The 26,305-nt window shown below is 62.6% G+C and carries 20 protein-coding genes; 17 read left to right on the forward strand and 3 right to left on the reverse strand.

Translation table 11 applies throughout. The features are described 5' to 3' along the window. The first annotated feature begins 646 nt into the window (after positions 1-646). The 10 genes from ACTHNR_RS16995 (at position 647) to ACTHNR_RS17040 (ending at position 12,881) form a co-directional block, all read left to right on the forward strand. Positions 647-4,219, forward strand: a complete 3,573-nt coding sequence (locus ACTHNR_RS16995) for an amino acid adenylation domain-containing protein (protein WP_440548822.1) — start codon at positions 647-649, stop codon at positions 4,217-4,219. A 52-nt stretch (positions 4,220-4,271) separates the two neighbouring features. Then, positions 4,272-5,255: an aldo/keto reductase gene (locus tag ACTHNR_RS17000; RefSeq protein ID WP_440548823.1), complete on the forward strand. Its 984-nt coding sequence runs from the start codon at positions 4,272-4,274 to the stop codon at positions 5,253-5,255. Between the two features lie 14 nt (positions 5,256-5,269). Further along, positions 5,270-5,995, forward strand: coding sequence for a hypothetical protein (locus ACTHNR_RS17005; RefSeq protein WP_440548824.1), 726 nt, complete (start codon positions 5,270-5,272; stop codon positions 5,993-5,995). Positions 5,996-6,056: 61 nt separating this feature from the next. Next, entirely contained in the window at positions 6,057-6,908 is an 852-nt protein-coding gene (locus ACTHNR_RS17010) for a family 3 encapsulin nanocompartment shell protein (protein WP_440548825.1), read from the forward strand. 85 nt (positions 6,909-6,993) lie between these two features. After that, complete coding sequence (locus ACTHNR_RS17015; RefSeq protein ID WP_440548826.1) at positions 6,994-8,199, forward strand: MFS transporter; 1,206 nt, start codon at positions 6,994-6,996, stop codon at positions 8,197-8,199. Positions 8,200-8,227: 28 nt separating this feature from the next. Then, the gene (gene cysC, locus ACTHNR_RS17020; protein ID WP_440548827.1) at positions 8,228-8,824 is read left to right on the forward strand and encodes an adenylyl-sulfate kinase; all 597 of its coding nucleotides are present in this window, start codon (positions 8,228-8,230) and stop codon (positions 8,822-8,824) included. After that, positions 8,821-9,996: an NAD(P)/FAD-dependent oxidoreductase gene (locus ACTHNR_RS17025; protein ID WP_440548828.1), complete on the forward strand. Its 1,176-nt coding sequence runs from the start codon at positions 8,821-8,823 to the stop codon at positions 9,994-9,996. Before cysC ends, ACTHNR_RS17025 begins: the two co-directional genes overlap by 4 nt. A 39-nt stretch (positions 9,997-10,035) precedes the next feature. Beyond that, positions 10,036-10,644 carry a hypothetical protein gene (locus tag ACTHNR_RS17030; protein ID WP_440548829.1) on the forward strand — a complete coding sequence of 203 codons (609 nt, stop codon included), beginning with the start codon at positions 10,036-10,038 and terminating at the stop codon, positions 10,642-10,644. Between the two features lie 83 nt (positions 10,645-10,727). Then, entirely contained in the window at positions 10,728-11,591 is an 864-nt protein-coding gene (locus tag ACTHNR_RS17035) for a hypothetical protein (protein ID WP_440548830.1), read from the forward strand. Between the two features lie 483 nt (positions 11,592-12,074). After that, the gene (locus ACTHNR_RS17040) at positions 12,075-12,881 is read left to right on the forward strand and encodes a DUF3800 domain-containing protein (protein WP_440548831.1); all 807 of its coding nucleotides are present in this window, start codon (positions 12,075-12,077) and stop codon (positions 12,879-12,881) included. Positions 12,882-13,159: 278 nt separating this feature from the next. Here the strand turns inward: ACTHNR_RS17040 and ACTHNR_RS17045 are convergent, their stop codons facing one another. Both ACTHNR_RS17045 and ACTHNR_RS17050 read right to left on the reverse strand, forming a co-directional pair. Next, complete coding sequence (locus tag ACTHNR_RS17045; protein ID WP_440548832.1) at positions 13,160-15,130, reverse strand: sensor histidine kinase; 1,971 nt, start codon at positions 15,128-15,130, stop codon at positions 13,160-13,162. Positions 15,131-15,206: 76 nt separating this feature from the next. Then, positions 15,207-15,884: a LuxR C-terminal-related transcriptional regulator gene (locus ACTHNR_RS17050; RefSeq protein ID WP_440548833.1), complete on the reverse strand. Its 678-nt coding sequence runs from the start codon at positions 15,882-15,884 to the stop codon at positions 15,207-15,209. Between the two features lie 222 nt (positions 15,885-16,106). Here ACTHNR_RS17050 and ACTHNR_RS17055 point away from each other — a divergent pair, with 222 nt between their 5' ends. From ACTHNR_RS17055 to ACTHNR_RS17085, 7 genes are all read left to right on the forward strand, one after another. Next, on the forward strand, positions 16,107-18,611 hold the full coding sequence (locus ACTHNR_RS17055) for a hypothetical protein (protein ID WP_440548834.1): 2,505 nt from the start codon (positions 16,107-16,109) through the stop codon (positions 18,609-18,611). A 105-nt stretch (positions 18,612-18,716) separates the two neighbouring features. Next, the gene (locus tag ACTHNR_RS17060; RefSeq protein ID WP_440548835.1) at positions 18,717-20,120 is read left to right on the forward strand and encodes an alkaline phosphatase family protein; all 1,404 of its coding nucleotides are present in this window, start codon (positions 18,717-18,719) and stop codon (positions 20,118-20,120) included. Between the two features lie 68 nt (positions 20,121-20,188). After that, positions 20,189-20,770 (forward strand): hypothetical protein, encoded by a 582-nt coding sequence (locus ACTHNR_RS17065; RefSeq protein ID WP_440548836.1) that lies wholly within the window; start codon positions 20,189-20,191, stop codon positions 20,768-20,770. A 210-nt stretch (positions 20,771-20,980) separates the two neighbouring features. After that, positions 20,981-21,571 carry a Crp/Fnr family transcriptional regulator gene (locus tag ACTHNR_RS17070; RefSeq protein WP_440548837.1) on the forward strand — a complete coding sequence of 197 codons (591 nt, stop codon included), beginning with the start codon at positions 20,981-20,983 and terminating at the stop codon, positions 21,569-21,571. A gap of 102 nt (positions 21,572-21,673) precedes the next feature. Next, positions 21,674-22,078, forward strand: a complete 405-nt coding sequence (locus ACTHNR_RS17075) for a VOC family protein (protein ID WP_440548838.1) — start codon at positions 21,674-21,676, stop codon at positions 22,076-22,078. A gap of 82 nt (positions 22,079-22,160) precedes the next feature. Beyond that, positions 22,161-22,919: an SDR family oxidoreductase gene (locus ACTHNR_RS17080; protein WP_440548839.1), complete on the forward strand. Its 759-nt coding sequence runs from the start codon at positions 22,161-22,163 to the stop codon at positions 22,917-22,919. A gap of 321 nt (positions 22,920-23,240) precedes the next feature. Next, entirely contained in the window at positions 23,241-25,679 is a 2,439-nt protein-coding gene (locus tag ACTHNR_RS17085; RefSeq protein WP_440548840.1) for a two-partner secretion domain-containing protein, read from the forward strand. A gap of 381 nt (positions 25,680-26,060) precedes the next feature. On the opposite strand, the gene ACTHNR_RS17090 is transcribed toward ACTHNR_RS17085, so the two are convergent. Further along, on the reverse strand, positions 26,061-26,305 hold a 245-nt coding region (locus ACTHNR_RS17090), incomplete at its 5' end, for a DUF3732 domain-containing protein (protein ID WP_440548841.1).

Genomic DNA, 26,305 nt, shown 5'->3' on the forward strand with positions numbered 1-26,305 from the left:
TTCACCGAGGCGCGTCGTTTGGCTCGGGCGTATTTAGAAGCACGAGGTCGTAACCGGTTTCAAAGGTCGTCCCCGCTTTCAATCATCGGCTCCCCAGCCCGTCACTACGACAACTCGTGGCCTCGGGATATCGCAACCGCTGCGTTTCAGGTGCATCGGCAGGGCGAAAAACCAAGCCAGCATCCGCTGTTACTAAGCTGCACTATTGCCAAATAAAAAATGGCATGATCCAATCCGCCCAGCCATTCCTATGCACATTAAATAAAAGGACGACCTAGCGGTTCGAAAAGGTGCAGTACGTGAGCTTCATACCTGGGCCGGATGAAGCAATGCGGCGTTGACACGCCCCTGACATGAAAGAGCAGTCTCGCAGTGGAAAGATTCGACCTCCGGATTCGACCGGGGCGTTGAAGGTATTGGCACGTCTCGAGGCCGCGACCGATTGGCACCCACAAGGGCCATAACGGTCGCGTTAATCAGCAGCGTCATTCTTTTGCGTCGCCAACATAAAATGGCCAAAGCGCACTTTTTACCTGTAGAGAATGAGGATGTAAATGTTTCCATTGCCGCTGACGAAGCGGTAATTGCATCCTCCGTACAAATGCTGGGCCATTACGCGAGATCGATGCGACGGGTCGATCGGGTAGTGGAACGCGATTCCCTTATTTTGATTGCTGCATTAGCCGCGATCGAAACGAGCGCGCGACTGGGCCGCTATTTGCCGATCAACGTCGATAGTCGGCATTGGCGCGGCGCCGTGGGCGCGCGTCTCGCGCACTCGGGCGCGAAAAGCGCCGCCGGCTACGAGCTCGCGCATTGGACGCAATGGCCCGACGACGCCATGAGTCGCCTGCCCGTGGCCCAAGCACTCTCGGTGCTCGACGCCGCGCGCGCGGCCGAACCCTCCGCTCGCGCGTTGCAAATAGACCTGATCGATCGGCCCGTCGAACTCAATGCCGGCTCCGCGGCCATGCGCATTCTTTGTCGACTCGGCGACGAGATGCTCTCGGTCATCGCCGTCTGCGCCGAAGACGACACTTGGGCGCAAGCCTGTGACGCCGTCGCCGAACTCTATGCGGAAATCTTCCACGCGTTGCTGACCGATCCGGACACCGCCGCGGGTCAAGCGCGCGGTCTCGGCCCGTCGTCGCGCCAAATGGTGCTGGGCGAATTGGCCGGCAGCGCCCATGACTACGGGCCTTGGTGCGCCATTCCGCGGATGATCGAGCGCAATGCCCTGCGCCACCCGGATCGCGTCGCGTTCTCGTTCGAGGAGCGCGCGCTCGGCTATCGTGAGTTCGACGGCTTGGCCAATGCCTATGCCGCGCAGCTGGCGGCGCGCGGCGTGGGCAAAGGCGCGATCGTCCCCGTGCTGCTCGCCAACAGCCTGGAGATGCCCGTGGCCTACCAAGCGCTCATGAAGCTCGGCGCCGCCTTCGTTCCGCTCGATCACGCCTGGCCGGACGAACGTTTGCTGCAGGCGCTCGAGGTGCTGGACAGCGAGGTCGTGGTCTGCACCGGGGCGCACGAACTGCCCGCCGCCTTCCGTCGTTGCGCCGCCGCAATCGATATCGACGCGCTGACGCCGCAACCGGCCGGGCCGTGCGTGGACGTCGAACCGAACGATGCGATCTACGGCATCTTCACCTCGGGCACGACGGGCAAGGCCAAATGCGCGCTCAATCTTCACGGCGGGCTCGCGAATCGCTTTCACTTCATGTCGCGCTACTTCAACCGTGACGAGGGCGAGCGGCGCATCTTGCAGAACAGCCGCCACACGTTCGATTCGTCGGTGTGGCAGCTGTTTTGGCCGCTGACGCTCGGCGCGCACGTGGTGATCCCCAAGCAAGGCGCCTTCCTCGATCTCGAAGCGACGATCGACACGATCGCGCGGCATCGCATCACGATGACCGACTTCGTGCCGAGCGTGTTCAATCAGATCGTGGCGCTGGCCGAACGCGATCCCGCTGTCGGCGCCAAGCTCGCCACGCTGACGGAACTGATCGTGGGCGGCGAGGAAATCACGCCGCCGATGGTGCACAAGCTGCGCGCACTGCTGCCTCAGTTGCGGATCACCAACGCCTATGGCCCGACCGAGACATCCATCGGCATGGTGTTTCATCCTGTCGAAGCGGCCGACGGCATGGCGATTCCGATCGGCCGGCCGATCGACAACTGCTATGTCGTGATCGTCGACGACGCGCTGCGGCCGCTGCCGCTCGGCGCCAGCGGAGAAATCCTCGTCGGCGGGGTGTGCGTGGGTGCGGGCTACGTCAAGCAACCCGAGATCACCTCGCGCGCCTTCATCGAGAACCCGTTTCCGACGATTCCGGGCAACCGCCTCTATCGCACGGGCGACCTCGGCTATTTCGATAGCCGCGGCAATCTTCGCTTCGTCGGCCGCAAGGATTTTCAAGTGAAGGTGGGCGGGGTGCGGATCGAACTGGGCGAGCTCGAGGCTGCCGCCGAGCGCTGCCCGCAGGTTCACCATGCCAAGGCGCTCGTCGCCACCCACGCCGGCGCGAAGACGATTGCACTGTTCGTCGCGGGCGAGCGCGAACTCGATCGTGCGACGCTCGAACGGCATCTGCGCGGCGTGCTGCCGCGGGCCAGCCTGCCGCGTCACTATTTCGTGCTCGCGTCGATGCCGGTCACCGATAACGGCAAAGTGGATCGCAGAATGCTGCAAGCGCAACTCGACGCGTATCTCGCCAAGCAAGACGAGACACACGCGCGCACGGCGCCTTCGTCGCGCGAAAGCGTGACTGAGCGCGTACTGGCCGTGTTGCGCAAGCTGCTCGCGCAGCCTGACCTTACCGCGCACGACGATTTCTTCCAAGCCGGCGGCGATTCGCTGCAAGCGCTCGCCGCCACGCTGGAGCTCGAACGGCTTTTCTCGGTGCGCTTGCCCATTCACGACTTTCTCGCTCACGCGACGGCGGCGAAGGCCGCCGCGCGAATCGAGAGCCTGCTTGCGGGCAACGAATCCGGCGAAACCGAAGAGGCCGCGATCGAGCGCGATGCGCGCTACGTTCGCGCCGCACGCGCCGAACTCTTCGGTTCGGCTTGGCATGCGAGCCGTGCGCTGTCTGCCCGCTCGCACGCAGGCGCTGCGCCGCGTGCCGTGCTGCTAACGGGCGGCACGGGCTTCGTCGGCAGTTATCTCGCCAAGGCGCTGTTGGATCGACGCGACGATCTGGAAATTTACGTGCTGATGCGGGCGGAAGGCGATGCCCAGCGCGCGCTCGTCGAGGTGTTCGAACGCAAGCGTCTTTGGAGCGATCGGTACGCCGGCCGCCTGCACGCGGTTAAAGGCGACCTCGCCGCACCGGGGCTGGGCCTTCACGCCAGCGACTACGACAAACTGGCTTCGCGCTGCGACACCATTCTGCACTGCGGCGCCCTCGTCAACTTCGTCTACGACTACCGAGCGCACCGCGCGGCGAATGTGCTGGCGACGCAATCGTTGCTGCGTCTGGCCTGCGCGGGGCCCGCGAAGCCGTTCTTCTTCATCTCGACGCTAGGCGCCCTCGAGGCGCAAGCCGAACGCCACGGCGCCCCGCTCGATGAAGCATTCGATCCCGAGCTGGCGGCGCGGCCCAAGTCGGGTTACAGCCGCTCCAAATGGGCGGCCGAGCGCATGCTGCTCGATGCACGCCGGGAAGGTGCGCCCGTCACCGTATTTCGGCTCGGCGAAGTCATGCCCGCCGCGCGCGAGGGACTGCCGAACGGCAGGGCGCTAACGCATTTCCTGATGACGGCGTTCGCGTTGCTCGAAGCGCGCCCGGCCACGGAAATTCGTTCGGATTGGTCCCCGGTCGACTATGTGGCGGCACGCGTCGTCTCGGCGATGTTCGATGCGGACGCCTGGAACCGGACCTACCACGTGTTCCATCCGCAAAGCGTCTGCTTCGCGGGCGCGCTCGGGCAAGCAGGCATCGAACTCGAGACGCTGAGCTGCGAGCAATGGCTAAGCGTGTTGGACGCGCGCATCGCACAAGGCGGCCCACGCGAGCTGAGCTATCTGCGCAACCTGCTGCCGCGCGAGCGCCGCGACGAAGCGGCCTTAGCGAGGGCGTTCGCTAACGTTTTGACGAACAACCCGGCGCTCTTTGCCCGCACGCAATGCGAAGCGCTCGAGCGTGTGCACGCGCTGGCGGACGTCGATCTCTCCGATGCGATCGGCGCATACGGCCGTCATCTCTCGCGGGCAGGTTGAACAGCGTTTGTTTTGTCGAGCAGCACTAGTCGTCAATGACGAAGGAGCATGTATGCACTACCGGAGAATGGGACGCCTCGGCTGGGAAGTCAGCGAGATCGGCTACGGGATGTGGGGCATCGCCGGCGGCCCGGGCAATTTCACAGGGGCCGACTACGACACCGCGCCGCTTTGCCTGAACGCCGCCGTCGAGGCCGGCTGCAACTTCTTCGATACGGCATGGGTGTACGGCCGCGGCATCAGCGAGCGCATGCTCGGTGAGCTGCTGCGCGCGCATTCGGACAAGCGCCTCTATGTCGCGACGAAGATCCCGCCGAAGAACCGCGAATGGCCGCCGCGCCCGAGCGATCGGCTCGAAGACGTCTTTCCCGCCGATCACATTCGCGAATATACCGAGCGCAGCCTCGAGAACCTCGGCGTCGCCAAGATCGATCTGATGCAGTTTCATGTTTGGGAAGACCGCTGGGCCGAAGACGAAACATGGCAGCGCACGATGAGCAGCCTGCGCTCGCAGGGGCTCGTCGACGGCATCGGAATCAGCGTGAACCGCTGGGAGCCCGCGAACTGCCTGAAGGCGATCGAGACAGGCCTCATCGACGTCATTCAAGTCATCTACAACATCTTCGATCAAGCGCCCGAGGACGAGCTTTTTCGCGTCGCGCAAGAGAAGGACATCGGCATCATCGCGCGCGTGCCGTTCGACGAAGGCGGCCTTACCGGCACGCTGACGAAGGCGACGACGTTCCCCTCGGAAGACTGGCGCAGCACGTACTTCGGGCCTGAGAACCTCGGGCCGACCGTCGAGCGCGCCGATGCACTCAAGCGCATCGTGCCCGCCGGTTCCACGCTGCCCGAACTCGCGCTTCGCTTCATCCTCGATCACCCGGCCGTCTCGACGGTCATTCCGGGTATGCGCAAGATGGCCCACGTGCACGCCAACATGGCCGTCAGCGATGCGCCAGCCTTGCCGCGCGAACTCGTCGCTGAGTTGCGCAATCACCGCTGGGACCGCAAGCCGACCGCCTGGTCGCAATAAGCAAGGGGACGACGTTGAACAAGATCATTGCGATGTGGGCGCATCAACGGGCGATGTCGACGGCATTCTTGCGTATGGTGATCGAGCGCGGCGATGTGACCGTCATTCACGAACCGCTCGTCACGCTCATCGACGAAGGCCGCGTGAGCGTGCCCGACGGCGCCGGCGGCACGGTGGAAGTCGATTCCGAGGCCGCGCTGTTTCAGCACATGCGCGAGCTTGCGCGTACGCGCACCGTGTTCTTCAAAGACACCGTCGAGCATCGGTACGAGCACCTCTTCGCCCACCCCGAGGAGATCGCCGATTTCGAGCACACGTTCATCGTGCGCGAGCCGCATCGAACCATCGCCTCGCTTTACCACATGAAGCCGACGATCACCTGCCCCGAGGTCGGCTACGAGCATCTGTTCGAAATTTTCGAACTCGTCCGCGGGCTCGAGCGCCGGCAACCGATCGTCATCGACGCCGAGCGTCTGCTGTCGAGCCCGCGCGAGGTGATTAGCCGCTGGTGCGAGCAAGTGGGTCTGCCGTTCCTCGAACATGCGCTGACCTGGGCGCCCGAGGATCGCCCCGAATGGCAACGCACGAAACAGTGGCATGCGGCGGTCGCGCAAAGCTCGGGGTTTTCCGCGCCGACCCGCGAGTACGACGCGACGGCCGACAACCATCCGATGCTCAAGCAGTACTTCGACTATCACCTGCCGTTCTACGAAAAGCTGATTCGTCATGCCGTTCGTTGATCGCGCGAGCCCTCTTCGTTTCTCTCCTCTCCTTCGTTTCTTTGCATAGCGAGGCCTTTTCATGTCCGACACCCTCCGCGCCGCGGCGCACGACGAGCGCTCCTCCGGCGAAGTTTTCGCCAAAGCCTTCATGGCGCAGGGCGCGAAAACGGAAGTCCATTTCGACTACACGATCACGGAAGCTTTCAAGCCCACGCAAGACCGGCCTCGGCTGATGGTGAGCCAGCTGTTCAAGAAGCGGCTCATCGAGGAGCCGACGAGCCGCTTCTGGTCGGAAAGCCGGCCGCCCAAGGACGAGGCGAGCGGCATCTTCGAAGGCGGCCTGCGCCAGGAAGCCACGTTCCGCTTCGGCACGAGCGAGGCGAGCGTGCGGCCCATCAACGCGTGGGTGCAGATCCCGCAAGCGTTGTTCGGCGATGAGCGTGCGATCGCCGAGTTCATCGATTATCGGTTGCTGGTGCGGCTCGCCACGGCCGAGAACCAGGCGCTCACGCTCGGGCCTCACGGTCTCTTGAATTGCGAGGGCGTGACGAAGCTGCGCTATGCGGGCAGCTACACCGAAGGCGTCATGGCCGCGTGCAACGAGATCGAGCAAAACGGTGCGACGGCCCACGCCATGATCGTCAACCCCGTGGACTACTACCACAAGATGATGGCCAACGGCGGCCTGCTGGCCGATCTGAAAGCGAACGGCACGCTGATCGTGCGTACGCGGATGGTCGCGCCTGGGTGCGCCCTCGTCGGCGATTTCGCCGTGGCCGCGCGCCTGCTGCATCGGGGCAAGTCGGTGATCCGGGTGGGCACGCCGCCCGAAGGCACGTTCGCTTCGGAAGGGCTCGCCGTCTGCGCGGAAATCTACGAAGGGCTGGCCGTGCATCTGCCGACGCACTTCTTCCATGCCATGCCGGGCTGACCTTTTTGCGCTCGAGCTCACGCGCGAGCGCTTCCCGCGGGCATCGAACACGGCCGACGACGGCGCAAGGAAATAGGAGGCAACGATGAATAGGAGCGCGCAAGGGGCGTCGAACAACGGCGCGAGCGCGGCCGCGAACACGGGGCTGCGGTTCTATCGGCCGTATATGCCGCTGTTTCTCGGCCTGTTTTGCTGCCACTTCGGGATCGGCGCGACGCTCGGCGCCCTGCCCTTCTATGTCAAGGGCGTGCTGGGCGGCAGCGATGTCGAAGTCGGCACGGTGGTAGCGGCGATCGCCGTCGCGGTCGTGCTGACGCGGCCGGTGGCTGGGCGCCTGTCCGATCGCATCGGGCACAAGGTGCTGATGCTCGCCGGCGCGCTGCTTTGCGCGCTCGCGGGCGCCGCCTACGCGCTCGCGGCCGGCGTACCTTCGTTGATCGCCGTACGCGTGCTGCACGGCATCGGCGAGGGCGCCGTGTTCACGGCGGGCGCGACTTGGCTCGTGGCCATTGCCCCGCCCGAGCGGCGCGGCAAGATCGTCGGCTTGTATGGCGTGAGCATGTGGACCGGCTTGACGCTGGGTGCGCTCGCCGGCGCCGCGCTCTCGAAAGCGGTGGGTTTCGGGCCCGTGTGGACCGTCTGCGCGGCCGCGGCGCTCGTCGGTCTGCTGCTGATCGCGACCAAGGCCGGGCCGGCCCGATCGCATTCGACGAAGAAATCCGCCCTCTTTCCGAGCACGGCCATGGTGCCCGGCGTCGCGCTCGCGCTCGCGTCGATGGGATACGCGGCGCTCGCCTCGTTCGTCGCGCTCTACATGGCGAAGAAGGGCGTGAGCAATGGCATTCTCGCCTTCAACGTGTTCGGCTTCGCTTATGTCGGCTCGCGGCTCTTTCTCGGCCATTGGCCCGACAAGCTGGGCCCCTATCGCGTCGCATTCGGCGCCGCGCTCGTCGAGGCGCTCGGGCTCGCGCTCGTCGGCATCGCGCCGAACCTCGCGGTTGCCGTGGCGGGCGGCTTCGCGATGGGCATGGGCCTGTCGTTGCTGTACCCCTCGCTCGCCCTTGCCGTGATCCGCGCAACCGATGCATCGCAGCACGGTGCGGCCCTCGGCATGTTCACGTCGTTCTGGGATCTGGGCGTGGCCGCCGGCGGCGTGGTGGCCGGATTCATCGCCAACCGGCTCGGCTATTCGGCGATCTACGTCGTCATGCTTGCACCGGCGCTCGCCTCGGCGGCGCTCGTCCTCTCGCTATGGGCGCCGCGCAGAACCGCGACCGCCTCACAGTCTTGAAATTCGCGTCGACACACAAGGACTCGCCATGAGCGGAACCCACGTCGTCTGGCAAGAAGTCACGATCAACAAAGCGGCGCGCGCCGCGCAAAAGAAACAGCGGCCCTTCGTGCTCTGGTTCACCGGGATTTCCGGCGCGGGCAAATCGACGATCGCCAATCTCGTCGATGAGCGGCTCTTCGAACACGGTCGCCACGCGTTCGTGCTCGACGGCGACAATCTACGCCATCGGCTCAACCGCGACCTCGGCTTTTCCGACGCCGATCGCAGCGAGAACGTGCGGCGCGCGAGCGAAGTCGCGCGGCTCATGGTGGATGCGGGGCTCATCGTGCTCGTCACCTTCATCTCGCCGTTTCGCGACGTGCGGCTCGCCGCGCGGCAGCTGTTCGGCGAACACGAATTCGTCGAGATTCACGTCGATACGCCCATCGACGTGGCGCAAGCGCGCGATCCGAAAGGACTCTATCGGCAAGCGCTCGGCGGTGCGATCAAGCAGTTTACGGGCATCGATTCGCGTTATGAAGCGCCCGAGGCTCCGGAAATACGCATCGATACGACACGCCTCACCGCCGACGCATCGGCCGATGCCGTGATCGACTACCTACGCGCCGAGGGATTGATTTGAACGTCGAGGTCGTGGTGGTGGGAGGCGGCATCGCGGGCGCCGCCTGTGCCTATTTTTTGGCGGAGCATACGAGCGTCGTCTTACTCGAAGGCGAGGAGGCCTACGGGTATCACACCACAGGACGTTCGGCCGCCTTGTTTTCGGAGTACTTCGGCAACCGGGCGGTCCGATTGCTGACCGCGGCGAGCCGTGCGTTCTTCGATACACCGCCCTCGGGCTTCACCGCCGAGCCGCTGCTGTCGCCGCGCGGTGTCATCGCGCTGGCCAGCGCGGAGGACGTGGAGACGGGCCGCTTTGACGAAGCGCTCGATTCCGGGCGCGATGCGCGGATCGCCGCGTATGAAATTTCGCTCGACGATGCGCGGGCGATGTGCCCGATCCTTGCACCGCATGACTATGTCCGCGCGATCGCGCGCCCTTCGGTCAGGGACATCGATGTCGACGCGTTGCATCAAGGCTTCCTGCGCGGTGTGCGGGCCCGCGGCGGAAAAACGATTGTCGGGCGGCGCGTCAACGCATTGCAACGCGAGGCCGGGGGCTGGCGCGTGACCACGGGCGACGGCGCGCAATACCTTGCCCGCCGTATCGTCAATGCGGCGGGCGCATGGGCCGATGAATTGGCGACGCTCGCCGGGGCCGCGCCGATCGGGCTCGTACCGAAGCGACGTACCCTTGCACTCGTCGAAGCCGCCGCCCATGCGCCCAACCGCGAAGTCGCATCGAGCTGGCCGATGGTGACGGACATCGTCGATTCGTTTTATTTCAAACCGGAAAGCGGCAAGCTGATGGTGAGCCCTTCCGACGAAACGCCCAGCACGCCCTGCGACGCCCAGCCCGAGGAGCTCGATGTCGCGACGGCCATCGATCGCCTCGAGTCGGTGACGACATGGCGTGTGGGCCGGGTAAGCCACAAGTGGGCGGGCCTGCGCAGCGTGGTGGCCGACGAAACGCCCGTGCTGGGCGAAGCGCCGGACGCGCCCGGATTCTTTTGGGCCGCCGCGCTGGGCGGGTTCGGCATTCAAACGGCGCCGGCAGTGGGCCGCGCGGTCGCGGCGATCGTCACTGGCGGTAAGCTGCCCGACGACCTATGCTCGAACGGCGGCGAGGCATTGTGCGAAGCGGCGTTCTCTCCCGCACGTCTCATGCACATGAGCGACGAGAATCTGAATTGAAGCTCTGAAATCCGAAATCTAACGAGGACCCACAGCAAGATGAGCGCAAAAAGAGCGATGCAAGTGAAGCGCCTGATGTGCAGGGCTGCATGGCCGATCGCGGTCGCCTTGGCCAGCCACGCAGCGCTGGCCGACAGCGCGGACCGATCGAACTTCGGTAACGACCCGTTCTTTCAAATATCGAGCGCGGTCGCCAACTGCCCCGTTCCCCTCGGGCCGTTCCAGACGAAGGAGGAATTCAACGAGGAAAGCCATTACCGCATCGAGCGAGGCAACAGCTGCTGGATCGAGGGGCGCTGCCGGTTATCGAACAGCTATTACTACGACAAGGAGATCGCTGAAGCGGTACAGCGGCGGCTTGCGAACATCAGCTATACGACTCACTGGCGCGACCATACGTCACTGTGGCTCATGTTGCAGCGGCGCTTCATCTATGTGGAAGGATGCGTGGCGCCCGACTTCGATAAAGACAAATTCTTGTTCGAGCTGGGCAAGACCGCTGATGTCGAACGGGTGATCGACAATACGACGACGACGCCCGACGCTGCGACGCTGCCGTATCGGACGCGGGCCGAGCCGAACAAGTTGCCGGCGCCGCCGGGGTACGACGGCAATGCGGTCAATGCGGCTAATGCGGGCAAGCAGTGAGTCGGACGTTTCCGTTTGTTGCCTGCTCGCAGGATTTGGCCAACGTCAGCATCGAATCGGCGTGCTCGCCTCCGGGAAAAACCATGATCGATTGGACAATCCTTGTGCTTGTACATGTGGAAGGCTTGGGGGACGTCAACGTGCGCGGGAATCAATACGCCGGCGCCCCGGGGAAAGACAAACCGATTAACGGCTTTCAGCTCGGCTTCTCGACGGGGGGCGGGGTCGGGTTGCGGTATATGGCCCATTTGAGCGGCAGTGGCGATACGAACTGGGTCCACGACAGGGTATTCCTGGGTAGCCGTGACTCGTCCACGCACGTCGAAGGATTCGCGATCGAACTGACCGGCTCGAACTTCGCAATGTTCGATATCCAGTACAAGGCGTACAGCCGCGCGGGCGGCGAGACCGGTTGGTTCGGGAACGGCGCGTTCTGCGGCACGCGCGGCCAATCTTTGTCGATCGACGCCATATTCGTGAAGTTCTCCCGGCGGACGCCCAATTACGTCACGATCGCGTCGAAGGCCCAATCGCGATCAGGCCGGCCGTTGCTCATCACCGGGCATCCGGACCGCAGGACGTTAACCGTGGATGTGCGGAACGACGGCGATTGGCAGGTTTGGGATAAGCGGCCGGTTAACGCCGGGAAGGGCTATTGGTTGATCAGCAAGGCCGACCCGAACAAATGCATCGTGCAGATACCCGTTCCGGACCAAAGCTTGGTGGAGCTTTCCGAGCTTCGGTTCTTCATCGGATCGGATCGCACCGTTTGGCGCGACGACACGGTACCGGGCCCCTACAATGCGATCAATTTTTGGGGCGACTGGGAGTCGAAATTCAACATGCGCGGCGATCCCCCTTACCGAGACAGCAACGAGCTGCTGCTCCGCCCATGGAATCGCGCAGCGGATAACGAGCTTTGGCTCACGGCGCCAGTGACGGTTTGAGGGTGTCGCTTGGTCGCCCGCACGGGGGCAGGTCGGCCGTTGGGCGGCGCCCCCGCCGAGCCCATACAGTCCGCCCGGCCATCGGCGTAAGCGCCAAAATAGTCGCCAAGCTAGTCGCAACGATTTCGGGATGCCGCCTGTAGGCACTTGATAGATAAAGGCTTTTGCCGCTCACACAAGCCTTTCGCTGCCGCCAAATTAGTCGCCAAAGGAGGCATGGTGCCACATCAGCCAGTGCCCGGGCTCCCGCAACGACGTGCGATTAAACACAACGCAGGGCCCCCTATCGTCGGCCGCCATCGATATCAATGCGACGCGGCAAAAAAAATGCAGCTATCCGTCCGAAATCGGCTGGTCACGCCACCATTGCGGAATCAAATGCCGGAGACTATCTGTCCCAAACAAAGGATGCAGAGGCGGCGATGATCGACAATAGAAATGCGGAATGAACGGCGACCCAACGCCCGGAGGCAGCAGTTTTCAGTGTTTGACGACCGCCCCTCACCTGACGCAGGTGAGACGGCTTACCCGGGACGCTACAGCAATTTCGTGGTGTACGTCGACGAAAGTGGGGATCACGGCATGCAAACATTGGACGCCAACTATCCAGTGTTCGTGCTTGCGTTCTGCGTGTTCTACAAACGCCACTACAGTGAGAAGGTCGTGCCGGCGCTACACAAATTCAAGTTCAAGCATTTCGGCCATGACCTTGTAGTGCTCCACGAGCATGAGATTCGCAAAGAGAAAGGGGAATTTCGATTCTTCGTCAATCGGCAGCATAAGCAGCAGTTCATCGCTGAACTCACCAACGTCATCGAGTTCAGTAACTTCATCCTTATTAGCTGCATCATTGACAAGGTCCGGCTTCGCGACAGGAGGGAAACGGGCAACAACCCCTACCATCTCGCTCTTGGCTTCTGCTTAGAGACGCTCTACGGGTTTCTCCAAGAAAAAGACCAGGATGACGCCACCACGCACGTCGTGGTCGAGTGCAGAGGCAAGAAAGAAGACAACGATCTTGAACTTGAGTTTCGCCGAATTTGTGGCGGCGCAAACCGACTCGGCAAGCGCCTGCCGTTCGATATCATTTTTGCCGATAAGAAAGTCGACTCGCCCGGCTTGCAGCTTGCCGACCTAGTAGCACGCCCTATCGGGATGAGCGTCGTGCGTCCCGGCCAGGAAAACCGAGCATTTGAGGTGCTGAAACGTAAGTTCTATTGCAGCGGCGGACGAGAGCGCCTCGGTCAAGGGTATGAAGACTGGGGGCTGCACGTTTTCCCCGCAACATAAAGCGAAAAGCCCCGGTGAAACTCACCGAGGCTTAGACGCCGACCGGGCACTCCCAGTCCACTTGGAATCTATTATGGGCGTAGTCCGCGTGACTGACAAGGCCTTTATTCAGGCGGCGCCGGACCTATCCCTATTTCGCCCCGGCCCTCACCTTAGGGCAAAGCGGTCAACGCGACTAGTGCGGCCAAGTAGTGGACAGGAGCACGCAGCGCACCGATGCTGCCCCTCATCGTCCATGAACAGCCCGGACGGTAATCCGCAGCAGCGCCCCCGCGGCATCACCTAGCCATCGACGCCCCAGTCTCCCGCTGCAACGGAAGCCAAAGCGCAAACCGCGTCCCGTGCGGCCCCACACTCCAACTCACGTCCGCCTCGATCGCACGCGCGCGGCGTTGCTGGTTGCGCAGGCCGCGCCCCTTCCCCGCGCTCAATGCTTGCTCCACGTCGAAGCCCTGACCGTCGTCTTCGATCACGACCTCCACCCCGCCGTCCGCGAGCGATGTGCTGACGCGAATCGCACTCGCGCGCGCATGCGCCAGAACGTTGGCGATACTCTCTTGGACAATGCGCAGGATGTGCAGCGCGCTGGATGGATCGAGCCAAGGCAGCGTAGGCACCGTTTGCACGTCCCAATGCAGCGTCACGCCGGAACCGTCCAGCCGCGGCTCCAAGCGAAACCGCAGCGTCGCGAGCAGCGCCAGCAAATCGGCCTCGACCGGCTCCATCGAATCGATCGTCAGCTTCAAATCGTCGAGACAGCTTTTAAGAATGTGCGAGACGCGAGCGCCGCTGGCATCGCCGCGCTCGACCGATCGAATCGCACTGATCAGCGACGAGCCCAATCCGTCGTGCATGTCCTGCATCAACCGCCTACGCTCGTCGCTGATCGTGCGCCTGCGCTCCGCTTCGCGCAGCAGCCGGTGGCTCTCCTCGAGTTCGGCCTCGCGCGCGGCAAGACGTTCGGCGAGGCTGACGTTGAGTTGCTCGACCGCGACGATCGCATTGACGTAGCGCCGATAAATGAGCAGCCCGAACCCACCGAACGTCACCGCGTTGATGTATGCGCCGAGAAACCATCCCTCCAAGCTCACCACATTGTTGTGCATCGCCCAATCGGATATGCCGAGCAACGTGCACAGCCCCACCGCGGCGGCAACAAGCCTAGCTTCCCACGAGCGGCGCCAACCGGCCGTCACGCCCACGGCGGCCACGACCGCGCTCATCACGATCGCGACCGCATAAATGAGCGGCACGACGACCGGCGTATTCGGCAGCACCGGCAATAGCGCAACCGGAGGCAAGGTCAGCACGGATATCGAACCGCTCACGCCCACCACGGAGCAGGTCAACCAACGAACCGGGTGCCCGTGCGTTTGGCGCAAGAAGAAATGGACGACCACGACCATCCAGAAAAGCCCGTTCAGGGTCAGCCATGCAAACCAATCGTCGGTAATCGGCAAACCCGCGTAGTAATGCATATGCGCGACGAACGACGTAGCCGCGAGATTGAAAAACAGCAGATAGCCCGTTTCTCGCCTGCGCCGGAACCATACGAACAACGCAAAAACGCCCACCATCAAAAAAGCGGCGCTGAGCGTGGCCGGCAATTCCCGCTGCAGCCATTGACGCGCGTAATAGCGCCCGCGCAAAGCGTCCGCCGTGCCAAGCCATACCGAAGCGAAGCCCACGCCGGTCACGCGCGTATGTTCGAGTCGAACCAGGATCTCGCGCGGCGGCGGCGCGCCTTCGGGGCGGTCCAGTTCGATCCATAGCGGCGTAAACAGGCTATTCCACAACGGTCCCTGTCGCTGCGCGCGGTAGGCGAGTGCGCCGTCGACATAAACGGCGACGGTGCCGTCGGTCTTGACGCGGCTGACATACAGCACGAGCGGTCCCGACCGCACCTGCGACGCGTCAGTCGCGATGCGAATCCAAGTCACGGCGCCGATGGTCGTGGTGTCGGCGAGCGAGCGCCCCGCGGCCAAATCCGGACGCATTCCCGCCGCCGGGGGCAACGCATGCGGCAACACGGTGTGACGCCACATGCCGGACAACGTATCGCTGTCGACGACGCGCGGCGGAGCAGTCATCCCATTGGCCGTCGTCGTCAGCCAGTCCGCCTGGGTCAAATGCAGACTCGCGTCCGATCGTCGCGCGCCGTCGCCAGCGATGTACCACGACCCCGCGCCGACGAGCAATGCGATCGACACGAACAACAAGACCCCGGTGGCGACAGTCGCGCCGCCCACGGGGAGGCGTGCCCGCTTACGCGCATTGCGCAGCCAATCCCCGATCCGAACGCCGCATGAGGCAGACGAACGTTCGTCACTCGCGCGACAGCCCGAGCGCTCTAGCTTCATAAATGGCTTCCGCCTTGGATGTGACCTTCAGCTTGCTGTAGATGCGCCGCACGAAGCTGCGCACCGTGAAGTGCGACAGCGCCATCAGCTTGGCGATTTCCTGTGTCGTAAAGCCCTTGACGATCAAATCCAAGACTTCCGCTTCACGGGGCGACAACGGCGAAGGCCCTCGCGGCGCCGAAGCGGAATCGCCCTGCTGTAGCCGCAACAAGATTTGTCGAGCGATGACCGGACTAATGGGGCTGCCGCCGCTAGCAACGCTGCGGATCTCGTCCGCAATGCGAGCGGCCGAGCCGTCCTTCAGCAAATAGCCCGCGGCGCCGGCCTCGATCGAGCGCATGACATGCGACTCGTCGCCGAAATGCGTACTGACCATGATGTTGCAGTCCGGCCACGCGTGAACCGCTGCGCCGATGACGTCGATGCCCGAGCCGTCCGGCAATCCGAGATCGACCAGCAGGACGTCGGCCGACGGCCCGCGCAGCAAGGCGAGTGCGTCGGCCTTCGTCCCCGCCATACCGACGAGACGAAAATCCGGCACAGCCTCGATGATCTTTCGCAGGTCGTCGCAAAACCCCGCATCGTCTTCGACGACTGCGACGCGGATCGTGACCGACACGGAATCGGAAAGCGTGGATGGCATTTGGGGCGAATTGTAATGGGGACCGATCGATCCGTGTAGCACATTTGCGCTACAGAAACGGACCTATTCCCCTGAATATACTTCGCCCAAACAGAAGGTACGGAAACGGGGCCGTCACCTCACGCCTTAATTCCCCTGTCGTCAATTAATCCGACGCCCGCGCCGCTGCGAGTCATGGCTGATTCTCGCGGCAGCGGGCGCGCACGCCCATGAGATCTAAAAATGACCACACCTAAATTCGCAGTGCTCGTTCATGTCGAAGGTATCGGGGACGTCACCGTCGGTCCGGACGAGTATGCCGGCGCACGCGAGAAGAACAAGAGCGTCGACGGCTTTCAAATCACGCTTCCCCAATCGGCCCGTTTCGGGCTGCGCTACATGGCGCATTTCGCCGGCAGCGGCGATACGGACTGGGTCAAGGACGGCGTATTTATCGGCAGCCGAATCGCACACACTGCTTTGGAAGGCTTTGCAATCGAATTGACTGGGGACGACGCCGGCCGATACAACGTCTTGTACAAGGCGTACAAAAAGGACGGCGGCGAAACCGCCTGGTGCTCGAACGGCGCGTTTTGCGGCACGCGCGGCGCGACGCAGAGCCTCTATGCCATCGTCGTCAAGCTCATACCGCGATTCAAGGTGCTCGTGCACGTCCACGACATCGGCGATATGACCGTGGACCCGGATGAGTTGGCCGGTACAGACGACAAAAACAAGCCGATCGAGGGCTTTCAGATCAGCTTCCCGACACCCGTCGGCCTTGGGCTGCGCTATATGGCCCACGTCAGCAAAACCGGCGATACGGGGTGGCTCAAGGATGGCGAGCTTGTGGGCAGCCGCGGCCAAAGCGCGACGGTGGAAGGGTTCGCGATCGAGTTGACCGGGGAGAAATTCACCGAATACGACGTCCTATACATGGCCTACAACCAGAATGGCGTCGAGACCGGTTGGTTTTCGAATGGAGCCTTTTGCGGAACCCGCGGCCAATCGTTGGGGCTCATCGGCATGGTGGTCAGGCTCGTCAAGCGAGCGCCGAATTACGTATCTATCGTCTCGAAAGCCCGCGCGCATTCGGGGCGGATGCTGGTGATCACCGGCCGTCCGCTTGATAACGCCGTGACGGTCGAAGCGCCCGGCGACGAGCGATGGCAAAGCTGGGACAAGCGGCCGGTCAAGGCGGGCCAGGGTTATCTGCTGATCAGCAAGGCAGACCCCACCAAATGCATCGCTCGCCGCGGCGGCCGCGAACCGGCCGCACTTGCCGACATCCGCACGGCCAAACTCGACGATTGCATTTGGCGCGACGACACGGTCCGCGGCCGGTACAACGCGATCAATTGCTGGACCGATTGGGAATTGAAGTTGAACGTGCGCGGCAACCCGCCGTATCGCGATCACGACACCACCCTGCTCACTTGGCCTTGGGCCTGCGGCGCGGACAACGAACTGTGGCGCACGACCGCGCAAACCTACAACGTCGTCGCCGGGGGCGACGAGGCGGCCTTGAATCGGGTGGCCGAAGCCATTTACCAAGGCTGCTATCCACGCGTGTTCAGGGAATCGTTGACGGTGGGCCGGGAAGGCCTGAACACCGTGGGCTTCGACATCACGACGCCCCCGGTATTGAGCCTCGCGCCGTCCATGCTTTATCAGCAGCAATTGGAGCGCATGCAGAGCGTGCCCGCCACCGAAAAAGCGGTATTGCTGCAAGCCAACGCGGCGAGTTTTTCCGCGCGCGCCGATCACGTGAAATTGAAGATCGGCGGGCAGATTACGGCGGAAGTGGAGGCGGTGCTGGATGCGTCGGCGGCGGTCCACTTCGACCCCGACAACCGCCTGACCCTTCGACTGAATGCCGGTGTATTGCATATCCGCGAAGGGCAGGTCGACGAAATTACGCGGATCGCGCTTGAAGGCGCGCTCAACTTGGCGTTCTTGCCGCTTCTGCTCGACTACTTGAATAAGAACATCCTAGAGCGCATCGCCATTCCCAAGCTCGAGCTGAACGGCATCGAATTCGCCACGCCGGTCATTTCCCTTCAGCAGCCGTACTTGCTCGGTTCGACCACCATGACGCCCGACTCGGTATTTCCGCCGCCGGCTTCGCACTGGCCGCAGCGGCGCTTGTTTTGCGGCGTCGATACTCCGGCATTGGACACAGTCGCCGCCAGCTTCCTAAAAGATATTTCGCCGCACGAGCGCTGGAGCACCAATCTCGGCATAGGGTCCGTTTCGGCCGAGTACTATCTGGAATTCAAGAATCCCAACTTCATCGTATCGGGGCGCCGGGGCAACACGTACCAAGTTCGAATCGACGTCTCGGGCGGCGCCAATTTCAAATTCCTCGGCATCGGGCCCAGCGCGGACGCCGACGGCTTCGTGCTAGCCACCGCGTCCGTCGTCGTCACGCCGGAGCGCAAGGTGAAGATCGTTTTCCGGTCGCTCGACTTCATCGTCGTTAACTGGCATTTCGGGGGGCTGCCGCCGTTCGTCGACGACGCCATCAGCGTCATCTTGAATGCGTTCAATCCGGTCGTCATGCGCGTCGTCACGCTGGCCCTCGACGGCAAGGAGTTCGACGTGTACACCATCCCCGAGATCGACACGACGATCGGCGGAAGGAAGGTCACGATCACGCTGCAGGATCTCGCTCTGGATTCCATGCAGGATAGCGGGCGAAAACCGCTCGTGCTCGCCTGCGGCGACGTTGCCGTCAAGCTTCATTAGCCACCGGCAAAACTATTGCCCGCTCCCCTGCCCGGCGTTCGGCCGCCCGTGACGGGGGACTGGATCGCCTCTGAAAAGCGCGCGGCTCATGCGGAGAAAAACACCGTGACGGCATTCAATCGCATCGATCACTTCATCGTGCTGATGTTGGAGAATCGCTCGTTCGACCACGTGCTCGGTTTCATGAGAACGCCCGACTATCCGATCGACGGATTGCAGGGCGACGAGTCCAACGCCGCCAATCCGAACGATGCCGCGTCGCCTCGCTACACGGTCACGCGCGACGCGTCCTACAGCGATCCCCCCATCGACCCCGGGCACAGTTTCAATCCGGCGGCCGTCACGCAAATGTTCGGATTGAGCAAAGCGGCGCGGCAGGAACTCACGTGGTTTCCCGACATACCGCCGGCGAACAACGGGTATGTCTACGATTATCAGCAGCGCGTGCTGGGCAACCCGGCCGACATCATGAAATGCTTCGCGCCGGAACGCCTGCCGGTACTGACCACGCTTGCGCGCGAGTTCGCCGTCTGCGACAAGTGGTTCAGCTCGACGCCGGGGGCGACCTGCCCGAACCGGCGATTCGTTCACTCGGCCACGTCGGACGGCTACCTAGGCGGCACACAGAAGGTATCCGCGTCTCGCACGATATTCGAATCGCTGAAAACACGCGGCCTGCGCGGCACGGTCTATTTCCATGACGTCCCGCAATCGCTGACGATGCTTTCTGTGCTGACCCATGCGAAGTTCAAGCCGATCACCGATTTCTGGATCGACCTCGAACAAGGCGCGCTGCCCCACTACACGTTCATCGAACCGCGATATTTCAACTACGGGGACGTTCGCGCGAACGATCAGCATCCTTCGAACGACATGCACGAAGGCGAGAAGCTGATCGCTTCGATCTACAACGCGGTGCGCCGCTCGACGTTATGGGAGAAGGCGGCCATCGTCATCACGTACGACGAGAGCGGCGGAACCTACGATCATGCGCCCGCGCCAAAGACCGTCAACCCCGACGGCAAGACTGGCCAGGACGACGATGAAGACAGCAAGCTGATCGAATTCAACTTCGACAGGCTCGGCGCGCGCGTGCCGGCGATCGTCATCTCCCCATTGATCCCGCGGATGACGATCGACTCGCGCGTACATGACCATACGGCGATACTCGCGCTTCTTGAAAAGCGATTCGGACTGCCGGCGCTGACCGCGCGCGACAAATGGGCGGCACAAAGCGATCTTTCTTCGTTGTTCTCGCTGTCCCAGCCGAGAGCCGACACGCCGCGCACTGTCACGCCCACCGGCGATCATGCGCCGATGCCGTGCGCGCAAACGAGCCTGCTCAATGGGCTTCAGTTCGAACTCGTCGAAGCGGCTACTGCTTTCGTCGAGCACGACGACACGCTGAACGCGCTACGGCAACGGGCGTTGGCGAGCAGGGAGCAAACCGATGCGGTCATCTACTTGGATGAAGTCTTGCGACGAGCGGACGTTGTCGAAGGCGAATAGGAATGCGCTCCTCCCGCCTGCCCCTCTGTGCGAGAATGCCGGACAATCAAACGGGGGCCGATAACACAATGAAACGAATTGTTTTGCTTGCCTTATGTCTGGCTTCGGCCACCGCCTTTGCCGGCGAGCGCAGAAAGGTTCTACTCGAAACGCCGGTCACTTATGCTTCGGGCGCCGGCGTCGTCGAGCGGGTCAAGGACGAGTGCCATATCGACGATCTGCTCGCGCATCGCGTCGGCGATGCCCTTGCTCGTCTGAATCGAACCGGAGAAGGGACGATCGACGTAAATAGCGCGCCTGGCGACGCCCAAGTGCTGAGACTGCACATTTCCTACGTCATGGGCGTAGGCGGCGGCGCATGGACGGGGCCGAAGGCGATCTCGTTGACCGCGGATCTGATCGACAACGGCAAGGTCGTACGCCATGCGAAGTTCAAGCGCTGGTCCGTCGGCGGCGTGTGGGGCGCGTTCAAAGGCACGTGCTCGATCCTCGACCGCACGTCCCTCATCATCAGTAAAGATTTGCGTCGCTGGGTGCATAACCCGCGCTATGTCATCAAGGACGACGACGCGCCGCCGGAGGCCGCCTCGGCAACCGAGGCGGGCGCTTCCGCCGCGACGGCTCAGGACAGCGGCGATAACGACGACTGAGTTCGATAACGAACTCCAAGCCGCTTTGCCGTTAAATGCTCGCCGGAGCATTCGGCGTCAACGCGCGTAGACTCCCGCATCGTCGAGGCCGCACGCAGACCAGCGCCGAACGCGGCGCGCGCTGGCTCATGGGGTCCAACTGCGGTGCGAACCTTGACGATGCCGTATCCTCCCCGGACAGTCGCTTGGCAAAACCAGGAGAATGATCGAGTGGATACCAAAGCATTCTTCACGATGGTCCGCACCTACTCGGACATCTCCGAAGAGGCAGAGCGAGCCTGGGCTTCGCTGCTGCAACCTCGGCAATACCGCAAGGACGAGTCGTTCATCGTCGCGGGCCAAACGCCGACACGGTTGGCGTTCGTCCTCGAGGGACTGTTCTTCCAACATCATGTCGGCCCCGAGGGTGACATGGTCATTAAGTACTTCTTTCGGGAAGGCCGAGTCGCCGGCTCCGTCAGTGCGACGCTGCTTGGCAAGCCTAGCCAATTTACGATCACCGCCATCGAAGACTCCCATGTCTTGGAGTACGAGTTCGCCGCTTTCCGATCGTTGACGACCACGTTCCCCGATATCGCAGAGGTCTACATGCGCTACATGGAACGCCACTGGATCATCGAAAAGGAGCCCGTCGAGATCGCCTTTCGCCGCGACAGCGCGATGAAGCGCTACCGCGACTTCATCAACAGCGAACCCGATCTACACCGGCGTCTGAAGCAGCATCACATCGCGGCTTGGCTTGGCATTACGCCCGAGAGCCTGAGCCGCCTGAGGAAGGCCATTGCCTTGGGTGTCGGATGAGCTGGACTGCGCCTTACCAATTGTCAATGCACCGACCGTCTTGGCACCCGTATATTTCCGCCAGGCAAGCGCGGCGCTTGTCCTCAACCAAGGAAACCTGTCATGACCAAGTCGATCTTCGTGAACCTTCCGGTGGCAGATCTGCATAAGTCCAAAGCCTTCTACGAGGCCTTGGGTTTCACTAACAATCCGCAATTCACCGATGACACTGCCGCCTGCATGGTGTGGAGCGAATCGATCTTCGTGATGCTGCTCACGCACGCGAAGTGGCAGACCTTTACCAGCCGCCCGCTCCCGCAAAGCGGATCGAGCGAAGTGATGCTGGCCCTGACTTGCGACAGCAAGGATGCCGTGGATCGCATGAATGATGCTGCGGTGAAGTGTGGCGGCACCGCGGACGTCAACCCGCAGCAGGACTTGGGGTTCATGTACAACCGCGCTCTCGCCGATTTGGACGGTCATGTCTGGGAGGCGGTGTGGATGGACCCTGCGGCCATCGGCTCGTGACCAAAGCGGTGTCGACGTTTGCGCGTGGCGGCCTGGAGTAGCATTGCGGGATATCCATTTTCAACCGTCGAATAGGTGGTGAATGTCTACATCGAGAAAGTACGCTGCTGTCACGGGCGCGGGAACGGGGATCGGCCGTGCCGCATCCCTCGCCCTTGCAAACAACGGGTTCACCGTCGCGTTGATCGGCCGGCGGGAGCAGCCGCTATTCGAAGCGCAGGAAGCCATCGAGAAGGCCGGCGGAACAGCGCGCGTTTTTTCCGGCGACGTTGCCGATGCGGCGTCTGTCGAGCGCGTCTTTTCACAGATTGCCGATACATTTGGCCGCCTGGACGTCCTCTTCAACAACGCGGGGCGCAACGCGGGCGCCATTCCGTTGGAGGACTACGATGACGCGCTCTGGAACGACGTGGTGGCGACGAATCTGACGGGAGTGTTTTTGTGCGCGCGGGCTGCGTATCGATTGATGAAAGAACAGTCTCCTCGAGGCGGCCGAATCATCAACAACGGGTCGATTTCCGCGTACGCTCCGAGGCCGCACTCGATCGCCTACACGGCGACGAAACATGCGGTCACCGGAATAACGAAATCGATCGCGTTGGACGGCCGTGCGTTCGACATTGCCTGCAGTCAGATCGACATTGGCAACGCTGCTTCATCGATGACAGAGCGCATGAGTCAAGGGGTTCTTCAAGCAGACGGCCGTATGGCACCGGAACCTCGGATGGACCTTTCCCATGTCGCGGACGCGGTAGTGCATATGGCCAGCCTGCCGCTGGACGTCAATATTCTCAACATGACCATCATGGCTAGGGACATGCCGTTTGTCGGCCGCGGCTAAATAGCCTCCGCGAAGCCGAAGCGGGATCGGCAGGCATGCGCCGAGCATGCCGCCTATCGACATCGGGCAGTCGCCGAATTTAGAAAGAAATTCGACAGAAATCCCCGTAAATATGCAAGTGCGGTAATGTTTTCGCAATGCATTTTTTCATTGCGGCATTTAATGCCTCAAAAATGAAATTACGGCCGCTCCCCCAAAAAAGAAAATAACTTTTTCTCACTCGGCTGCTATCTTCCGATCAATGCGTTCCCAGCGCGCTGAACCGCACTCGTCTGTTTGCTGCGTGCCGCCCTTCCCGTTTTCAAGCAGAACGGAGATCACATGGCGCCTTCTCTCGCCTCGATATATGCCCCCGACGCACGGCGCTGCCGGCTATCACGCGCCCCTTTCGCCGCGGTCCTTTGCCTGACAGGCTTATGCTGGCAGCCGCCGGTTTTCGCGGCAGGCATTCTGCCGCAAGGCGGCCAATATGTCGCCGGCACCGGGACTATCACGCAACAAGGCTCGGCACTGCTGGTCACACAGCCCGGGTCCACGCATGGCATCGTCGACTGGACGAGTTTCTCGATCGGCAGCGGCAACCGCGTGACGTTCGACAACGGCACCGGCGCCACATTGAACCGAGTCACGGGCGCCTCCGCGTCGACGATCCTCGGGCATCTGAGCGCCACGGGAAGCCTCTATCTGATCAACCCGCAAGGCGTCGTAATCGGCCCCACAGGCGTCGTCGCGACGGGAGGTCGCTTCGTCGCTTCCTCGCTCGATGTCGACAACGACGCCTTCATGAAGAACGACAACGCACTTGCGTTCAGCGGCAAGACGCCCGCGAGCGTCGTCAACCTCGGGAAAATAAGCTCGAGCGGCGGCGATATCTTCATGATCGCGCGCGACGCCGTGTTCAACGCCGGCACCGTCTCGGCGCCTGACGGCACAGCGGAAATGGCGGCTGGCGACACCGTCCTGCTGCATGACGCGGCGGATGACAAACAGCTATTCGTGGAGACCGGCAGCCACGGCGCCGTGATCAACAGTGGACAAATCCGCGCCGCGCAGATCAACCTGCAAGCCGCCGACGGAAACGTGTACGCATTGGCAGGAAAGGACGATGCCATTCGCGCGACGGGCACAGCCCTTCGCGACGGCCATGTGTGGCTCGTGGCCGACGACGGGCGCGTCGATCAGCACGGCGTCGTGAGCGCGCACAACGCCAACGGTGGCGGCGGCACGGTCGATACCGAGGCGGCTCGACTCGAGTTCGGCAGGCGAACAACCGTGCGGGCAGGGCAATGGAATATCACTGCGCCTACGTTCACGCTTGGCGCCACAGCAGCGGGGGCGTTGCGAAGCAGCTTGAACGCGGGCAGCGACGTGAAAGTGACGACGACGGGAACGCATGGCGCGACGGGCGATATCGGCGTGACCGGAAACCTCGTCTGGCACGGCGACGCTTCGCTGTCGCTCGCGGCCTATCGCAATGTGTCGGTGTCCAGCGGCGTGACGATCGCAAACAGCGGCGCGGGAAATCTGACGTTGCGCGCCGACGCGTCCGGTATCGACAACAGCGGCAGCGTCCTGAATCGAGGTACGCTGGACTGGTCGCGAAGCACCGGTGCGATCGGCGCCTTCTACGATATGAACGGCCGCTACGATGCCGGCACGCAGCGGACGAACAGCGCGTGGACTCCGGGCGCCTACTCGGGTCTGCTCGCGCAGATCACGGGCTATAAGCTCGTCAATTCGCTCAGCGATCTGCAAAGCGTCGGCAGCGATCTCGCCGGCAACTATGCGCTAGGCAAAGATATCGATGCGAGTGCGACGAGCACCGAACCCTACATGCCGATCGGCAATGCTGTGACGCCGTTCACGGGGCAGTTCGATGGGCAAGGACACCGGATCAGTTCGCTGACGCCTCAAGCTTGGCTGCCGGACGACCCGTATGGCACACCCTTGATCGGCATGTTCGGCGAAATCGGCAGTACAGGCATCGTCCGAAACTTGAATGTCGACGGCACCGTGGCGGGCACTCCCGTGTTCGAGCAGTATTACAACGTGGGTGATGTCGGCATGGCGGCCGCGGTCAACAATGGGACGCTCCTTCGCGTCAATGCGTCCGGCAAGCTCTCGAGCGGCACGAGTCCGTACGGGTCGGACTACACGATCGTGGGCGGACTCGTGGGCGTCAACGGCGGCAACATCCTGCGTTCTTCGAGCACTGTCACCGTGGGGGGAGGCGGGGATGTGGGGGGCCTCGTAGGAGACAACAGCGGGCTCATCAGGCAGTCGTTCTCGAGCGGCTCCGTTGATTCAGACAGTTACGTCAACCACGGCGGGGGCGGCCTCGTCGATACCAACAGGGGAACGATCGACCAGTCGTACTCGACCAGCCCGACCTTGCTGCTAGGCTATTGCCGCGGCGCGGCCGATACGCCATGCGGCGGCGCGGCGCTTGTCGTGGATAACGAAGGCACCATCACTCAGTCGTTCGCGACGGGACTCGTCACGCAGCCGTACTACCAGCCTATCGGTATCGCACGCACGAACAACGGGACGATCGCGTCCGACGTGTATTGGGACAAGGACACGACGGCAGCGGCCGTGGGCGTAGTGTATGGCACGCCGATGCCCGCAGCGAACGGTTACACGACCGCTCAAATGAGCGATCCCGCTTCCTTCGCGACTTACGACTTTAGCGCGACGGGCGCGTGGGCCATGCCCGCCGGCGCGACTCACCCGATTCTGCGCTGGCAGCTTGGAGAGTGATCGCACGGCGCGAAACGCTGCGGAACACGGCAGAAAGAAGAAAGGCCGAAAAACCACACGCAATCGCTTCATCGCGCTTGGTTTTCCGGCCCGCGTGTAGCTGCCGATCGATGGGCTCGGCCTAGAATGGAAGTGGGCACCTGTGAGATGGGACGAACGCACAGGAAGATTTCCGCGTAAAGCCCCGCCATGCACGACTCTCACATCGCCGCGCAGTAGGTCAGAGGGGGTACGACAACCCTATCTCCACCTATGACCTCCTGGCGCCGTGAACACCGCCTCGGTGCAGCGAACCGTGCATCGATTCTCTCTCGGCGACCGCAGATTCCCTGCTGCTTGGACGGCCTCCTGCGGTCGGCGTCTCGAGAGTCAACTACTGGTTCACGGAATCCACTTACGAGGGATAAGCGCATTTCCCCCTCGGAACTCTTCTACGAGATGGATGTGCGGCATGTCTTTGAATAGCAATTTGGGGACATGCTCAAACACAATCATCTGGAACTCGGACTTGTACTCTGAATTCATCCGTTTCACGAAGTTGTCCAGCAACCGGAAAGCCGCCGAAATCTTCGCCTCATCGCTATGCTCATCGCCTTTTTGTCGCTTGTTGTCTTCGTCGCCATAGT

This window comes from Trinickia sp., assembly GCF_051954495.1.
Classification (GTDB): Bacteria; Pseudomonadota; Gammaproteobacteria; order Burkholderiales; family Burkholderiaceae; genus Trinickia.

Bases quoted from the DNA above. Each gene is read 5' to 3' on its own strand.
- ACTHNR_RS17080 (WP_440548839.1), top strand. From the start codon at position 22,161: ATGTCTACATCGAGAAAGTACGCTGCTGTCACGGGCGCGGGAACGGGG.
- ACTHNR_RS17035 (WP_440548830.1), top strand. From the start codon at position 10,728: ATGATCGATTGGACAATCCTTGTGCTTGTACATGTGGAAGGCTTGGGG.
- ACTHNR_RS17085 (WP_440548840.1), top strand. From the start codon at position 23,241: ATGGCGCCTTCTCTCGCCTCGATATATGCCCCCGACGCACGGCGCTGC.
- ACTHNR_RS17050 (WP_440548833.1), bottom strand. From the start codon at position 15,884: ATGCCATCCACGCTTTCCGATTCCGTGTCGGTCACGATCCGCGTCGCA.
- ACTHNR_RS17010 (WP_440548825.1), top strand. From the start codon at position 6,057: ATGTCCGACACCCTCCGCGCCGCGGCGCACGACGAGCGCTCCTCCGGC.
- ACTHNR_RS17030 (WP_440548829.1), top strand. From the start codon at position 10,036: ATGAGCGCAAAAAGAGCGATGCAAGTGAAGCGCCTGATGTGCAGGGCT.
- ACTHNR_RS17000 (WP_440548823.1), top strand. From the start codon at position 4,272: ATGCACTACCGGAGAATGGGACGCCTCGGCTGGGAAGTCAGCGAGATC.
- ACTHNR_RS17065 (WP_440548836.1), top strand. From the start codon at position 20,189: ATGAAACGAATTGTTTTGCTTGCCTTATGTCTGGCTTCGGCCACCGCC.
- ACTHNR_RS17075 (WP_440548838.1), top strand. From the start codon at position 21,674: ATGACCAAGTCGATCTTCGTGAACCTTCCGGTGGCAGATCTGCATAAG.
- cysC (WP_440548827.1), top strand. From the start codon at position 8,228: ATGAGCGGAACCCACGTCGTCTGGCAAGAAGTCACGATCAACAAAGCG.
- ACTHNR_RS17015 (WP_440548826.1), top strand. From the start codon at position 6,994: ATGAATAGGAGCGCGCAAGGGGCGTCGAACAACGGCGCGAGCGCGGCC.
- ACTHNR_RS17055 (WP_440548834.1), top strand. From the start codon at position 16,107: ATGACCACACCTAAATTCGCAGTGCTCGTTCATGTCGAAGGTATCGGG.